The organism is Idiomarina zobellii (genome assembly GCF_900100855.1).
In the GTDB taxonomy this organism is placed as follows: Bacteria; Pseudomonadota; Gammaproteobacteria; order Enterobacterales; family Alteromonadaceae; genus Idiomarina; species Idiomarina zobellii.
The window spans coordinates 44,946-60,485 of sequence record NZ_FNCB01000001.1 but is presented as its reverse complement, the minus strand read 5'-3'; the positions used below and the strand labels follow the sequence as shown (position 1 = coordinate 60,485).

The window sequence follows — 15,540 nt, the reverse complement described above, 5'->3', positions numbered from 1 at the left end:
TTAAGAAGGGAAAAATCATGGCAGAGAAGAAACTAAGTGGCGCAGGTTTGCGCGGACAATCAGCCGGCGAAACGGCACTATGTACAGTTGGTAAAAGCGGCTCAGGCTTAACCTACCGCGGCTATGACATTAAAGAGCTTGCCGAAAAAGTCAGCTTTGAAGAAGTGGCGTACCTGCTGGCAAAAGGCGAATTGCCGACTCAGTCGCAACTTGACGACTACCGCAAACGCTTAAAGTCACTGCGCGTATTGCCACAGGAAGTCAAAGACGTACTAGAGCGTATTCCAAAATCAGCGCACCCGATGGATGTGATGCGCACCGGTTGTTCAATGCTGGGTAACCTGGAAACAGAAGAGAGCTTCGACGAAGCCGATGACCACATTGAGCGATTCTTAGCAACGTTCCCGGGTATCGTGCTTTATTGGTATCGCTTTACTCACGACGGCGTTCGTATCGATACGGACTCAGAAGAAGAGTCAATCGGCGCGCACTTCCTGCGTTTATTGCACGACAAAACGCCTTCACAGCTGCACGCTGACGTGATGAATACTTCGCTAATCTTGTACGCAGAGCACGAATTTAATGCGTCGACCTTTACTGCGCGTGTTTGTGCTTCGACACTATCTGACATTCATTCATGTGTTACCGGCGCGATTGGTTCGTTACGTGGTCCACTACACGGTGGTGCTAACGAAGCAGCAATGGAACTTATCGAAGACATGAAAGACGCGGAGGATGCCGAGCAAACGCTGATGGGCATGTTAGAGCGTAAAGAAAAAATCATGGGCTTCGGTCATGCGATTTACAAAGAGTTTGACCCGCGTAACGACATCATCAAAGCATGGTCTAAGAAACTATCTGAAGAAGTCGGCGATAGCCGTTTGTACGATGTTTCTGTACGCTGTGAAGAAGTCATGTGGCGCGAGAAGAAGTTGTTCCCGAATGCGGACTTCTTCCATGCGTCTGCCTACAACTACATGGGCATTCCAACCAAATTGTTTACGCCAATTTTTGTTATGTCGCGGGTAACCGGCTGGACCGCGCACGTTAAAGAACAGCGTGCTAACAACCGTATTATTCGTCCGTCTGCGGACTACACCGGTCCAGAGGCGCGTCCAGTTCCAGCTATTGGTGACCGTTAATATGAACAATGAATATCGTAAAAAACTAGACGGCACGACGCTCGAGTATTTTGATACTCGAGCAGCCGTTGAAGATATAGAACCGGGCGCTTACGACAAACTGCCGTACACCTCACGGGTACTGGCAGAAAACCTGGTACGCCGTTGTCCGCCGGATATTTTAACGCAGTCGTTAGAGCAATTGATTTACGGCAAAAAAGAGCACGATTTTCCGTGGTTCCCGGCTCGCGTCGTTTGCCACGACATTCTCGGGCAAACGGCGTTGGTTGATTTAGCTGGCTTGCGTGATGCTATCGCCGAAAAAGGCGGTGACCCGGCTAAAGTGAATCCGGTCGTGCCTACGCAACTGATTGTTGATCATTCACTGGCGGTTGAGCACGCCGGCTTCGAAAAAGACGCGTTTGAGAAAAACCGCGCCATTGAAGATCGCCGTAACGACGACCGTTTCCACTTTATTAACTGGACTAAAACGGCGTTTAAAAACGTCGATGTGATACCACCGGGCAACGGCATTATGCACCAGATTAACCTGGAGAAAATGTCGCCGGTGGTGCAGGTTCGTGACAACATCGCTTTTGTTGATACCTGTGTCGGCACGGACAGCCACACGCCGATGGTTGATGCGTTAGGCGTTATTTCTGTAGGTGTAGGTGGTCTGGAGGCCGAAAGTGTGATGCTGGGGCGCGCCTCTTATATGCGCCTGCCTGATATCGTAGGTGTTGAACTCACGGGCAAATTGCGTCCGGGCATTACCGGCACCGATTTAGTGTTGTCGTTGACTGAGTTTTTGCGTCGCGAACGAGTGGTTGGCGCCTACCTTGAGTTCTTCGGTGAAGGTGCAGAGGCATTGACTGTTGGCGACCGTGCCACTATATCTAACATGACACCGGAATACGGTGCCACCGCAGCAATGTTCTACATCGATAACCAAACTATCGACTATTTGAAACTAACCGGTCGTGATGACGATCAAGTGGAGTTGGTCGAGAAGTTTGCTAAAGAAACCGGCTTGTGGGGCGATAGCCTGAAAACTGCCGAATACGGTCGAGTCTTGCGTTTTGACTTGTCAAAAGTCGAGCGTAACCTGGCAGGGCCGTCTAATCCGCATGCTTTATTGCCGGCAGCTGAACTCAGTGAGCGTGGCGTAGCCAAGCATATTGAACAGCCGGAAGAGGGCAAAATGCCTGACGGTGCGGTGATTATTGCGGCGATTACCAGTTGTACCAATACCAGTAACCCACGCAACATGATTGCAGCAGGTTTGATTGCGCGTAACGCTAATAAACTAGGCTTAACGCGTAAGCCTTGGGTTAAATCGTCTCTGGCACCGGGCTCTAAAACCGTCAAAATGTACCTGGAAGAAGCTGACTTATTGCCGGAACTGGAAGATTTAGGTTTCGGTGTGGTGGCGTTTGCCTGTACCACGTGTAATGGTATGAGTGGCGCGCTGGATCCGAAAATTCAGCAAGAGATCATCGACCGTGATCTGTTCTCAACCGCGGTATTGTCGGGTAACCGAAACTTTGACGGACGTATTCATCCGTATGCTAAGCAGGCGTTTTTGGCATCGCCGCCGTTGGTTGTGGCGTATGCGATTGCCGGCACTATCCGCTTTGATATCGAAAAAGACGTGCTGGGGTATGACCACGATGGTAACCCGGTAACGCTTAAAGATATCTGGCCGAGCGATGAAGAAATTGACCGTATCGTCAAAGAGAGCGTTAAGCCTGAGCAGTTCCGCAAGGTCTATGACCCCATGTTCAATCTGAGTGTCGACTACGGCGAGAAAAACAATCCGCTGTATGATTGGCGCGAAATGAGCACTTATATTCGTCGTCCCCCTTATTGGGAAGGTGAGTTAGCCGCAGAGAATACGTTAACCGGTCTGCGTCCGTTGGCGGTACTGGGTGATAACATCACTACCGATCATTTGTCACCGTCCAACGCCATTATGGCTGACAGTGCTGCAGGTGAATACCTGACTAAAATGGGCGTGCCGGAAGAAGACTTTAACTCTTATGCTACCCACCGCGGCGATCATTTAACCGCACAGCGTGCCACCTTCGCTAACCCGAAGTTGTTTAACGAAATGGTACGTGACGACAATGGTGACGTGATTCAGGGATCGCTGGCGCGGATTGAGCCGGAAGGCAAAGTCGTGCGCATGTGGGAAGCTATTGAGCACTACATGAACAATAAGCAGCCGCTGATTATCGTGGCCGGCGCTGATTACGGTCAGGGCTCATCGCGCGATTGGGCAGCGAAAGGTGTTCGCTTAGCGGGTGTTGAAGTTATTGTTGCCGAAGGTTTTGAACGTATTCACCGTACCAACTTAATTGGTATGGGCGTATTGCCACTGCAGTTTGAAGAGGGCACTACGCGCAAAACCTTAAACATCGATGGTACCGAGACCTTTGACGTTAAAGGTACGCCGGCACCGGGGGCTGTATTGCAGCTGACTATCCACCGTAAGGACGGGTCGTCACAGCAAGTACCGGTTATTTGTCGGCTGGATACCAAAGAGGAAGTCTCTATTTACGAGGCTGGTGGTGTATTACAGCGCTTTGCACAGGACTTTTTAGAAGCGGAAGCAAGCTAAGGAGTTTGAGCTATGGCGTTTAAGCCACAAATCAAAATTCCCGCCACCTATATGCGTGGCGGGACCTCAAAGGGCGTATTTTTCCGTTTGCAGGACTTGCCTGAAGCAGCACAGCAACCGGGGGCGGTGCGAGATGCCATTTTGTTGCGTGTCATTGGCAGCCCGGATCCTTACGCCAAGCATACCGATGGTATGGGCGGCGCGACGTCCAGCACCAGTAAAACGGTTATCGTTTCTAAAAGCGAACAGCCGGATCATGACGTGGATTACCTGTTTGGTCAGGTGTCCATAGACAAGCCATTTGTCGACTGGAGTGGTAACTGCGGTAACTTATCGTCAGCGGTAGGCCCTTTTGCCATTGCGAATGGTTTGGTAGCGCCTGAACGCATCCCCGAAAACGGGGTTTGCGAAGTCCGTATTTGGCAGGCCAATATTGGCAAAACTATCGTCAATAAAGTGCCTATGGTCAACGGTGAAGTGCAGGAAACCGGTGATTTTGAGCTGGATGGTGTTACCTTCCCGGCAGCGGAAGTGCCCGTAGAGTTTATGGACCCATCAGCTGATGGTGAGTCGATGTTTCCGACCGGTAATCTGATCGATGATTTAGACGTTTCGGGTATCGGCACCCTAAAAGCAACACTGATTAACGCCGGTATTCCGACCATTTTCCTGAATGCAGAAGAAATTGGCTATGATGGCACCGAACTGCAGGAAGCTATTAACGGCGACCCGGCAGCTTTGGAGCGTTTCGAAACCATTCGTGCGCACGGTGCAGTAAAAATGGGCTTGATAGACGACGTTTCAGATGCAGCTAATCGCCAGCATACGCCGAAAGTGGCGTTTGTCGCGCCGCCGAAAGACTATATCGCCTCCAGTGGTAAGAAAATTGCCGCCAGTGACGTGAATCTGTTGGTGCGTGCTATGTCGATGGGCAAACTGCATCACGCCATGATGGGCACAGCCGCAGTGGCTATCGGAACTGCCGCAGCCATTCCGGGTACTACTGTTAACCTGGCGGCTGGCGGGAACGATCGCACCATGGTTAATTTCGGCCACCCTTCAGGCACCTTACAGGTTGGCGCCGAATGTAAGCAAGTCAACGGCCAGTGGACCGCTATAAAAGCTATTATGAGCCGCAGCGCGCGCGTTTTAATGGAAGGTAACGTGCGTATTCCGGGTGACGTGCTGTAAATTCAAGAAGTCGCGCTTAGGCGCGACTTCTTATTAGTGTTTTTCAAACCTAGTCCGCATAGCCCCATGGAGTAGGGGGAGTATCAACGGTTTCTGTTAAATCAAAATCCACCCGAAATTCTCTGCCTTCGCGAATTAAGCGGTAGGTAAAGGTGTCGTCGTGAATATACATTTGCCAAATATTGGTATTCGACTGCGGCACACCCAATTCAATAAATAATTCTTTTGAGTAGGCGTCAGCCGGGAACGACTGTGCAGTCGGGTAGCCTTTGTCGACCGTATGACCACCATACATAGTTAGCGGGTCATAGTTGCCGTCGGGTTTGCGGTGATCATGTTTAAGGCTAATGCCAGACCCTGTTTGCGTTAAAATCCAGGTGCGCGAATGGTCATCGCCAACATGAAAAGGAATTTCAATTTTCGCATCGCCGCACTTGCGCACATGCATAATCAACGGGCCTTCAAAGCCCTCACTTGAAGGGGTATCAACTGTTACTTCGCCAGCGTATGAGTTGCCACAGTGCTGGTTAATTGCCTCAAAAAATTCAGCTTGAGCCTGGGTAGTCACCTGCGGTGCAGGCTTAATTACCTGAGCAGAGCTGGTAAATGGTGCAAAGCTTGCGACGGCAATTGACGTAAGAAAAACGATATTTTTCATTTTTAGACCATTGGATAATGTTTAATTTTGAATTATATGAGAAAGTAAAACCTGACATGAATCAAAGGCACATGCCAGTATTTTTACGTAAACTTATGATACCAAGTGCAGTAACCGAAATTTCCGATCTCCAACATATTCTGGATAGTCTCGACGCCGTTGTGTACGTATCTGACGTTGAAACTCACGAACTGCTTTTTATGAACAAGTATGCGCTAAAGAATATTGGCGGCGTAAACCAGTTCGATGATGTTAAAGGCAAGCGTTGCTTTGAGGTTTTACAGAAAGGTCAAAAAAAGCCTTGTGATTTTTGTACTAACCCTTTACTCCCGAAAAGTGGTGATACGTATCTTTGGGAGTTTAAAAATACACGTAATAATTGCTGGTACCAATGTCGTGACCGCTTGATCCGTTGGCATGACGGACGCCAAGTGAGGCTAGAAGTGGCAGCAGATATTACTGAACGAAAAACGGTGGAAGAAGAGCTGCGAGAAGCACAAAGAGAGTTAAAAGTACTCGCAGAAGTGGATAGCTTAACTCAACTGTATAATCGCCGTGCATTTTTTATGTATGCGGACAAGTTACGAAAAAGTCTCCCTAATTCATCTAGTTTGGGGTTAATGATTCTCGACCTGGACTACTTTAAAGACATTAATGATAGCTATGGGCATGAAGCTGGTGATACGTTACTAGCGGCAATCGGGCAAAAGCTTCTTTCATTTTCCGGTGATGGCACTGTGGTGGGGCGTATGGGCGGTGAAGAGTTTGCTATCGCTTTCCATGAAACCCAGAAACGCGAAAAAGAAGACTTTGCAAACCTAGTCTATAAAGCGGTTAGTAACGTGAAAGCCCTGTATTTTAAAGACACACTGCAATGCACGACGAGCATTGGAGTGTCATCACAACCAGTTAGCACTCCGTTAAGGAATATCATGCGCCAAGCAGATGATGCTCTATATCGAGCAAAATCTGCCGGGCGCTCTCAGATAAAAATGTCCTAAGGCAACCAAATATCGCCAATGGCGGTCTCAGCAGCAAAGTGGTGGGCAACCTGTGCTTGAAGAAGCTCGCCGCAGGCAAGAGCGTCGGTCATGGCGTCGTGGGGGGCGTAAAAAGGCAGATTGTAACGCTCCCGGCTGTCAGCCAAACGGATAGAAACAGGCTTTTTGCCGGTTAACTTATCCCACAAACTGCGTTTTTGGCGATGAAAGCGTGCCTCAATTTCCATGGTATCTATGACTGGGAAGTGGATGGTTTCGTTCAAACGCTCTTCAAAAGCACCTTGTAAAAAAGGGCGCTCAATACCATTGTAATGGACGACCCAAACTTTGCCTGCAACAGCGTTTAACAATGGATCAATGATTTCAGCCAAATCTGGTGCTTGCTCTATCTCGCTGTGCGTTATGCCATGAATAGTAACTGACTCTTCAGTGAGCAAACGCCGGGGCTTTACTACCCACTGTTGTGCTTTGCTCATGTCTATTCGACTGAGTGTCATAGGTACCACAGCGATGCTGATAATTCCGTGTTTGTCTGGATTCATACCAGTAGTTTCAAAGTCGACAGCAACCATTGGTACGTTGTCAATAGAAGTGTCTGCGCTAGCTATGCCAACTTCATAATAGCGTTTAAGCGCAGGATGCTTCGCTGTTTTTGCAAGCTCCTGAAAACGCTCCGGCCAGTTTACTGCGCTTTTCTCTTGTTTATTCTCGGCGTCTGGCGGCAAATACAGCACAATTAGCCTCCAGAATATTTGTAACGCAGGTATTTCTGCGCGTTACTGAGAATTTGGAAAGCGTCTTTTAAATTTTTACGCTCAAAATCAGACAAGTCCTCCGGTGCCACGTTGTTATCCGGTGATTCACCGGCTTCTAATGCCAGAGCCTGGTGACGAATGCGCACCATAGAAATCAATTCCAGCGCATCGCGTAAGTCGGGACCACGACCTTTTGGCAATATATTAGCGTCAATAATTTCCTCGAGGCGGGCAAATGAGTTTTGACGTTGAGCACTAATCGCCAAAGCATGTACACGAATTAAGTCAGCGACAGGACCGGTTCCACGGCGCTTTGTATTAATGCTGTCCCGGTGTTTGCCGTCTTTTTCCATGACAAAATCTTTGAAAAAACCGAGTGGTGGCGTACGGTTTAACGCGTTACGTGCCATAGAGCCCAGAAAGCGCTTGTGCTTAGGCGCTTTTTTACGAATGAGCTGGTTGAGCTCTTTGGCAAAACGCATTTCACCACTAACACCGTCTAAGTCAAAAAAAATTGACGAATGCAGCAGTTTTTCAGGTGAGGGGTTTTCTATCCAGTCCGTGAAATACTGCTTCCATTTTGATAAAGGCTGACGCCAGTTACGGTTTGTCGCCATAATATCGCCGGTGCAATAGGTATAACCACAGGCGTTTAGACCATCGGAAACAAATTGCGCGATATTTAAGAAATATTCATCATGTAGTTTAGGGTCAAAGCTGTCATCGAGCACCATTGCGTTGTCCTGGTCGGTCACCACGGTTTGCTCGTCTCTAGCCATAGAACCCAGTGCTAAGAAACAGTAGGGCACTGGTGGTGGTCCGTATTTCTCCTCGGCTAACTCCAGTAGTCGCTGTTTAAAGCTACGACCAATAGTCGCCATAGCGGAGCCAATAATGCGTGAATTAGCGTCTTCTTCAACCATACGCACAAAGCTTTTATGTACGTCAGGGACTAACTGTGAAAGCTCTTCAATACTGGTTTGTTTAAAAATACTGGAAACGATGTACAAACTGCTTTGGGATTCATGTCGAGCTACATCAGATAAAGCAATAACGCCAGTAACTTTGGATTGGCGCAGTACTGGCAAATGGTGCAAGTTGGTGCGCAGCATAGTTAGAAATGCTTCAAACACTCGATTGTTGTGCTGCACGAACACCAGGTTCTCAGACATAATATCGGCGACTGGGTCGGAGGCGTCTTTGTCGACTGCCAGTACGCGTTTGCGTAAATCTTTGTCAGTGATTATGCCGGCCGGAATATCACGCTTTTCGTCGTCATAAATGAGTAATGATGACACTTTCTCGTCCGTCATTAGACAAGCAGCTTCGCGTATTGACGCGGTTTTATTTATCGCAATAGGCTCACGAGTAATTAACGTTTCAACACGGGCTGATAATGTTCGGTTACGACTCTCATGTTCTTTTACCGCATGACTGACACGGCGCTGCTCTTCAACTTCAACAGCGTCGGCAAAAGCATCGTACTCGTCATAAAAGCGATTAAATAAGTCGCCGGGAATGTAATACAGCAGTGTATCTTCAATGGTTTTCACAGGAAAGCGCACTCGACCTTTCCGCAGTAGACCCGCCTCGCCGAAAAAACCACCTTCATCTAATCGATTAAACAGTGATCCGTCTTTGTGGTAAGTTTCAACCGATCCGCTTCTGACAACATGGAGTGCGTCAATATGCTGGTTGAACTCAAGAATTTGAGTGTCTGCTTTGAAGTAAGCGACAGAGGTGTTTTTTGCCGCTATTTGAAGTTCTTCTTCAGGTAACTCGTTAAAAGGAGAGTACTTGCGTAAGAAGTTCAGAATTTCGACGTGCTCAGCTTCCATATAAGCACCTTAAAAAAGATGAGCGACACCCAGAGGTGTCGCTCGTGGTCGGTTATTTTGTGGTTTTACCAACTCTTGGCTCAGAGCGCAAGCCTTGGACTAAAGCCACGGATGCTGCTAAAAGCACAATAGTAAACGGTAGGCCTGCTGATACTGCCATGGCTTGCAGAGCCACTAAGCCGCCGCCAAGTATCAAGGCAATTGCAACGAGCCCCTCAAAGGTACACCAGAATACACGTTGTGGTACAGGTGCTTCGACTTTACCGCCTGCACTGATGGTATCAATAACCAACGAACCAGAGTCAGACGATGTAATGAAGAACACCATAACTAGTATAATACCGATGAATGAGGTAATGCCTGTCCAAGGTAAACCTTCTAACATCACAAATAGCTGCAATGACAGGTCGACGTTAGCAACTTCTTCTGCGCCAGCCAGGAACTGCTCAATAGCGGCTGTGCCGAAAACGCTCATCCAGAATACGCAGGCGAGTGAAGGAATCAGCAATACTGAAACCAAGAACTCACGTACTGTACGACCACGCGAAACGCGGGCAATGAACATACCGACAAACGGTGACCACGCTATCCACCAAGCCCAGTAAAATGACGTCCAGCCTTGTGAATAGTTTAAGTCTTCTCGTCCAACTGGATTAGACAGAGCAGGTAAGTTCACAATGTAATTGTAAAGGTTGTCAACGAAGCCTGTCAGAATTGCGACAGTAGGCCCAACAATGATAACGAACAGCATTAATAGTGCTGCCAATGTCATGTTGATTTGAGATAAGCGTTGTACACCTGACTCAAGACCGGCGAGTACTGACACTAAAGCAACGGCAGTGATACCTATGACCAACAATACCTGTGTTGTATTACCTTCGTCCCAGCCAAACAGGAAGTTAAAGCCTGAGGCTGCCTGCGACGCGCCTAAACCTAACGATGTAGCTAAGCCGAACAGAGTTGCCAAAATAGCAACAATATCGATGATGTGGCCTGGCCAGCCCCAAACTCGCTCACCCAGAATAGGGTAGAAAATAGAGCGAATGGTTAAAGGTAAACCTTTGTTGAAAGAAAAAATAGCAAGACCTAAAGCCAGAACCGCGTAAATAGCCCACGGGTGCAGTGCCCAGTGGAATATTGTTGCAGCCATACCTAAAGCAACCGCTTTCGCCTCGTCACCCTCTGCGCCACCAAGTGGAGCCCAATCGGTACGAAGCCCGTCAGATCCGGTTTCAGTGCCTCCTAAGGCTGTACTGAAGTGAGTTATGGGCTCTGAAACGCCATAGAACATTAAACCAATACCCATGCCGGCTGCGAACAGCATTGAAAACCAGCCGAGATAGGAAAAGTCAGGTTTGGCTTCTGTGCCCCCTATCCGAACTTTGCCTAGCGGTGAAACCACCAATACCAGACACAAAATAACAAAGATGTTAGCGGCGCTAATAAAGAACCAATCTAAGTTAGCCGTTAACCAATCTTTGGTATTCGTAAATATTGGGCCAGCCTGATTTTGAAAAGCTAACGTAATGAATACGAAAGCCACAATGGCTAAGCCCGAAATAGCAAAAACGCGGTTATGAAAATCGAGTCCAAATGGACCTATTTTCATGACAACGTTGTCTTGTCCTACCTGATAGTCTGTATTGATGGGGTTAACTTCACCATTGGGAATCATGGGATCATCTGCTTGGCGCTCGCGTTCTAAATCCTTGTCGCCGCGCAGTACCTCTTCTTCTTTTTTGGTCATTTAGCTTCCCCTTTATTAAAAATAGGCGCTGATACGCATTTGAATTTAAAGCTAATTTTAAATTCACGTGTAGAGTATAGGAAGCTACGGAGATATCTTAAAGTTAGATCGGTAGAAAATTAGAATTGTTTTTCAAATTAGAGTAGAGGAAGGCTGGGGGAAGCTAACGGATAATCCTTTATCCGCCAGCTTATAGGGGGTTAGAAGCTATAACGAACGCTCGCACCTATAGTATCGATATCCTGATCAATTTCATCTAGATCATACAGTTTGTAACCAACACCAAGTGACAAGTTGTTGGTTAAATGAAAAAACGCTGAAGCGTCATAGCGAATGGCGTTTTCATCGTCAATATCCAGATAGTCAGCTTTGACAGAGAGTTCGAAAAAGTCGGTTATCATAGAGCGTATACCTAGCCCTGCACCATAGCCAGATTCGTCAAATGACTCTGAGCCAATAGCATCAATAGAACCAACAAGCTCTATTTTCTCATACGTTACAGTCGCGAAGATATCAGTAGAGTCGGTAATGCCATGGTTAAAGCCTAGACCGGCATTCAGAGAGTCCAAGTCAACATCACCAAAGTCTGACTCGTCACCCACTGAGTCAAAGTTTGCCAGAACAAAAACGGAGTCACTAAGCGAAAGAGAGCCCGATACGGCGTAACCATCCATAGAAATGTCTTCATCAAGCGGTGTTTCTATATCGGTTTCGATATAAGTTGCCTGAATTTTATCCCAGTTAGGAGAATCAGCTAAAGCGCCTGTTGAAGTCCCAATTAAAGCGAGTGCAATGATTGTCTTTTTCATGATACTTCCTTAGTGGTTGGTTGCTAAATACAACGTGTTTCCGTTGTTATGAATAAAGTTAGAGCCGCTCGATAAAAGCTTCAATGGCTTTTACGAAACCTTTAATTTAAGCGGTTAATTAAGGAAATTAAGGCTGCTTCAGCAACGCGTTTAATATTGTCACGATCTTCGCTGTCGCTGACTTCGTAAGTGACTGCATGAGCCGCGAACTTATCAGTGATGAACTGCTTAAAAACACCGCTGTCAGGGTGTGCACCCGGCTGATATTCAAGCTCTACAGAGTCGACCATTTCAGCGATTTCTTCAATCCAGTTATAGACTCGCTGAGGGTTTCTTAAGGGCACACCAGAGCTGGGTTCGTAGTCTTTAGGTATCGTATAAAAAACATTGCGATGAGTAGAGTGAAAGTCAATGGCAAACTCAATTCGACCGCCGTCGTTAGTTAACTTTGTTAGGTATTTAGCCAGGGCTTGGGTTTCAGGCAGAGTTTGGTTCTTCCAGTCCCTGTTCATATCAACACCAGCAGCGGTTAAGCGCCAATTGCCGTGATAAACTCCATCGGGATTCATATTAGGGACGAGTAAAATGTTGTATTGCTTACGAAAGTCAGAAACGTATTTTTCATCACTAAATAGCAACTCACCAAAATGGAGAAGAGCAATTGCGCCAGTCACTTCTGGTGGATGTTGACGGCCAATCAGTATCAGCCATTTATTACTTGAAGTAACCGTATGCTCTAATGCTGCCAGGTTTCTTCCTTCGCTTGATACCCCCAGAGAGATAACCTTTGAGCGTTCAGGCTCTTTAATTAAACTACTTAGCCATTCTATATAATGGACGTTATCGATAATTTCCTGTCCGGCAATAATTTCTTTTTCTTTTGCTGGCAGAGTGACTTCAAACTTTAGCCATCCGTCTCCTTCTGAGAAAGGGATAGGGTGCCACATGTCTTCGCCTATACTGCTGCGTTTCGGTTTGTACCTTGAAATGCCTTTGTTGGCAAACAAAGTAATAGTAAAGGTCTTGCTCTCATCGGCCATGTTTTCAACAGCAAAAGCGTACCAGGGACTGGGGTTGATATCTTCTTTTTCCGGTTTCAAATAAAGCTTAAATTCACCGTCCTTATCCTGTTCGCAATGATGCAAGCGTCCTGCAGCAAAGTCAGTAGTAAATTCGACTTGCGAGAATGAGCAGCCATCAGGATTCCTAGGTTTGTCCTCCTGAGGCTGCTGAAGCGTTAACTGGCTAAATAACGCAACGCTGGCTAAAGAGAGCATTTAGTCCTCAAGTAGATACGCGGTTCCTCACTTCTTAGTCACCCATATCTATAGATATATACGCAGCCTGATACTTTTACCTCCATATTTATTTTTTCTTAACAATTGATAAGGCAACCCGAGTAAATAAGAACCTCCCGATTACCCCAATCTATTTTTCGAATCTATTTGAGCCTACCGAAATTGCTGGTTTGGTCTATTATTATTTGCGCCCAAACTGGTGTTTAACAAAAAGGTAATAAACCATGTTTAAGAAAACACTTCCTATACTTTCTGCGGTATCAATTGCGGTATCGTTGTCAGTGGCTTCTGGTGTTGCTAGTGCACAGGACAATATGTCTTACGATGTGAACAAGCCAGAGCCTAAATCCAATGAATTCTGGTGGCCTAACAAGTTGAATCTTGAGCCATTGCGCCAGCATAGTCCTGAATCAGACCCCTACGGTGATAACTTCGACTATGCTGAAGCCTTTAGCAAACTTGACCTTGAGCAGGTTAAAAAAGACATTGAAGAATTAATGACGTCTGACCAGGACTGGTGGCCAGCTGATTATGGACATTACGGTCCTTTCTTTATTCGTATGGCTTGGCACGGTGCTGGTACTTATCGCGTGCAAGATGGTCGTGGTGGTGCAGCTGGCGCTCAACAGCGGTTTGAACCTCTAAACAGCTGGCCGGACAATGTCAGCTTAGACAAAGCGCGCCGTTTATTATGGCCAGTGAAACAAAAATACGCTCGCAGCTTATCGTGGGCTGACTTAATGGTGTTAACAGGAAACGTCGCGTTAGAGTCGATGGGTTTTGAAACCTATGGCTATGCTGGTGGTCGGGAAGATGCCTGGGAGCCGGACATTGTTTACTGGGGACCAGAGACTGAATGGCTTGGCGGCGACAAACGCTACAAAGGCGATCGCAAGCTGGAAAACCCATTAGCAGCAGTACAGATGGGGCTCATTTACGTAAACCCGGAAGGTCCTAACGGTAAACCTGATCCGTTATTAGCAGCAAAAGACATTCGCGATACCTTCGGCCGTATGGCTATGAATGACGAAGAAACCGTGGCACTTATTGCCGGTGGCCATACCTTTGGTAAAGCACACGGTGCGCACAAGCCGGAAGAGTGTTTAGAAGCAGAGCCTGCGGCTGCTCCTGTTGAACAGCAAGGTCTTGGTTGGAAAAACAAGTGTGGTAAAGGTAATGCTGAAGACACTATTACCAGTGGCTTAGAAGGTGCGTGGTCGGTTAACCCAACCGCATGGACCACTCAGTACCTGGATAACCTGTTTGGCTTCGAGTGGGAACAAACTAAGAGCCCGGCAGGGGCTATTCAGTGGATTCCGGTGGATGGCCAAGCCGCTAACTTAGTGCCAGATGCGCACGTAGAAGGTAAACGTCATGCGCCAATTATGTTTACCACTGACTTGTCACTGAAGTTTGACCCTGAGTATCGCAAAATTGCGAAACGCTTCCATGAAAATCCGGAAGAATTTGAAAAAGCTTTTGCAAAAGCGTGGTTTAAGCTGACTCACCGTGACATGGGGCCAAACCAACGTTACTTAGGTGACATGGCACCAACCGACGATCTGATTTGGCAAGACCCAATTCCAGATGTCGATTTTGAGCTTATCGACTCAAACGACGTTGCTGAGTTGAAAGAAGCATTGCTGGATTCAGGTTTGACGGTTCAACAGTTAGTTCGCACAGCCTGGGCTTCCGCTTCAAGCTTCCGTGGCACAGACATGCGTGGTGGTGCTAATGGTGCACGCATTGCGTTAGAGCCGCAAATTAACTGGGAAGCGAACAACCCGACAGAGCTGAAAGATGTTTTGGCGACACTGAAAGAAGTACATGAGGACTTTAATGATGATCTGTCAGGCGACAAGTATGTGTCACTGGCTGACGTTATTGTCCTTGGTGGGGCAGCAGGCATTGAAAAAGCGGCAGCAGATGCGGGCTATGATGTGACCGTGCCATTCGAGCCAGGTCGTACTGATGCGACTCAGAAAATGACAGATGTTAACTCGTTCTCTTTCTTAGAGCCAAAAGCTGATGCATTTCGCAACTACTTTGGTGAAGGCAACCGCTTGTCACCAGCTCAGATGATGGTGGATAAAGCCGACCAATTAACTCTGACGGTCCCTGAAATGACAGTGTTGATTGGTGGTTTACGCACCATTGGTGCGAACTACGATGGCTCTGAGAACGGCGTATTAACTGACCAACCAGGTACGTTGAATAATGACTTCTTTGTTAATCTGCTAACTATGGATAACGAGTGGAAGAAGTCAGAAGACAACGAAGCGGTGTATGAAGGTTATGATCGCGAAACGGGCAAACTGAAATTTACAGCAAGCCCGGTTGATCTTATCTTTGGTTCAAACTCTGAACTGCGCGCAGTCTCTGAAGTGTACGCAATGAGCGACGCTAACGAGAAGTTCGTCAACGACTTTGTTCTAGCATGGACAAAAGTGATGCAGTTGGACCGCTTTGACCTGAAATAAGTAAGGTTAAATTGGTGAAATT

The 15,540-nt window shown here is 47.2% G+C and carries 11 protein-coding genes; 5 read left to right on the top strand and 6 right to left on the bottom strand.

The features are described from left to right. Nucleotides 1-17 precede the first annotated feature (17 nt). The 3 genes from prpC to prpF are packed head-to-tail and all read left to right on the top strand — an operon-like array spanning nucleotide 18 to nucleotide 4,932. Nucleotides 18-1,142, top strand: coding sequence for a bifunctional 2-methylcitrate synthase/citrate synthase (gene prpC / locus BLT32_RS00245; protein ID WP_053952304.1), 1,125 nt, complete (start codon nucleotides 18-20; stop codon nucleotides 1,140-1,142). A 1-nt stretch (nucleotide 1,143) separates the two neighbouring features. After that, nucleotides 1,144-3,741, top strand: coding sequence for a Fe/S-dependent 2-methylisocitrate dehydratase AcnD (gene acnD / locus BLT32_RS00240; protein ID WP_053952303.1), 2,598 nt, complete (start codon nucleotides 1,144-1,146; stop codon nucleotides 3,739-3,741). 12 nt (nucleotides 3,742-3,753) lie between these two features. Continuing rightward, entirely contained in the window at nucleotides 3,754-4,932 is a 1,179-nt protein-coding gene (prpF, locus tag BLT32_RS00235) for a 2-methylaconitate cis-trans isomerase PrpF (RefSeq protein WP_053952302.1), read from the top strand. 49 nt (nucleotides 4,933-4,981) lie between these two features. Here prpF and BLT32_RS00230 read toward each other — a convergent pair whose 3' ends face one another. Beyond that, a complete protein-coding gene (locus BLT32_RS00230; RefSeq protein WP_053952301.1) occupies nucleotides 4,982-5,590 on the bottom strand; it encodes a hypothetical protein in 609 nt (202 codons plus the stop codon). 17 nt (nucleotides 5,591-5,607) lie between these two features. Between BLT32_RS00230 and BLT32_RS00225 the strand changes: the two genes are divergently transcribed. Further along, nucleotides 5,608-6,591 (top strand): sensor domain-containing diguanylate cyclase, encoded by a 984-nt coding sequence (locus BLT32_RS00225; RefSeq protein ID WP_053952300.1) that lies wholly within the window; start codon nucleotides 5,608-5,610, stop codon nucleotides 6,589-6,591. Here BLT32_RS00225 and BLT32_RS00220 read toward each other — a convergent pair. From BLT32_RS00220 to BLT32_RS00200, 5 genes are all read right to left on the bottom strand, one after another. Next, nucleotides 6,588-7,325, bottom strand: coding sequence for a 3'-5' exonuclease (locus BLT32_RS00220; RefSeq protein WP_053952299.1), 738 nt, complete (start codon nucleotides 7,323-7,325; stop codon nucleotides 6,588-6,590). The genes BLT32_RS00225 and BLT32_RS00220 overlap by 4 nt on opposite strands. Before the next feature lie 2 nt (nucleotides 7,326-7,327). Next, complete coding sequence (locus BLT32_RS00215) at nucleotides 7,328-9,184, bottom strand: DUF294 nucleotidyltransferase-like domain-containing protein (protein WP_053952298.1); 1,857 nt, start codon at nucleotides 9,182-9,184, stop codon at nucleotides 7,328-7,330. A 52-nt stretch (nucleotides 9,185-9,236) separates the two neighbouring features. Further along, nucleotides 9,237-10,931, bottom strand: a complete 1,695-nt coding sequence (locus BLT32_RS00210; protein ID WP_053952297.1) for a BCCT family transporter — start codon at nucleotides 10,929-10,931, stop codon at nucleotides 9,237-9,239. Between the two features lie 200 nt (nucleotides 10,932-11,131). Further along, a complete protein-coding gene (locus BLT32_RS00205; RefSeq protein WP_053952296.1) occupies nucleotides 11,132-11,740 on the bottom strand; it encodes an outer membrane protein in 609 nt (202 codons plus the stop codon). A gap of 101 nt (nucleotides 11,741-11,841) precedes the next feature. Then, nucleotides 11,842-13,017, bottom strand: a complete 1,176-nt coding sequence (locus tag BLT32_RS00200; RefSeq protein WP_053952295.1) for a M14 family metallopeptidase — start codon at nucleotides 13,015-13,017, stop codon at nucleotides 11,842-11,844. Nucleotides 13,018-13,262: 245 nt separating this feature from the next. Between BLT32_RS00200 and katG the strand changes: the two genes are divergently transcribed. Continuing rightward, a complete protein-coding gene (gene katG / locus BLT32_RS00195; RefSeq protein ID WP_053952294.1) occupies nucleotides 13,263-15,518 on the top strand; it encodes a catalase/peroxidase HPI in 2,256 nt (751 codons plus the stop codon). Nucleotides 15,519-15,540 lie beyond the last annotated feature (22 nt).

Excerpts from the sequence above, each read along its gene's own strand:
- prpC (WP_053952304.1), top strand. The coding sequence starts at position 18 with ATGGCAGAGAAGAAACTAAGTGGCGCAGGTTTGCGCGGACAATCAGCC.
- katG (WP_053952294.1), top strand. The coding sequence starts at position 13,263 with ATGTTTAAGAAAACACTTCCTATACTTTCTGCGGTATCAATTGCGGTA.
- BLT32_RS00230 (WP_053952301.1), bottom strand. The coding sequence starts at position 5,590 with ATGAAAAATATCGTTTTTCTTACGTCAATTGCCGTCGCAAGCTTTGCA.
- prpF (WP_053952302.1), top strand. The coding sequence starts at position 3,754 with ATGGCGTTTAAGCCACAAATCAAAATTCCCGCCACCTATATGCGTGGC.
- acnD (WP_053952303.1), top strand. The coding sequence starts at position 1,144 with ATGAACAATGAATATCGTAAAAAACTAGACGGCACGACGCTCGAGTAT.
- BLT32_RS00225 (WP_053952300.1), top strand. The coding sequence starts at position 5,608 with ATGTTTAATTTTGAATTATATGAGAAAGTAAAACCTGACATGAATCAA.
- BLT32_RS00210 (WP_053952297.1), bottom strand. The coding sequence starts at position 10,931 with ATGACCAAAAAAGAAGAAGAGGTACTGCGCGGCGACAAGGATTTAGAA.
- BLT32_RS00200 (WP_053952295.1), bottom strand. The coding sequence starts at position 13,017 with ATGCTCTCTTTAGCCAGCGTTGCGTTATTTAGCCAGTTAACGCTTCAG.
- BLT32_RS00215 (WP_053952298.1), bottom strand. The coding sequence starts at position 9,184 with ATGGAAGCTGAGCACGTCGAAATTCTGAACTTCTTACGCAAGTACTCT.
- BLT32_RS00205 (WP_053952296.1), bottom strand. The coding sequence starts at position 11,740 with ATGAAAAAGACAATCATTGCACTCGCTTTAATTGGGACTTCAACAGGC.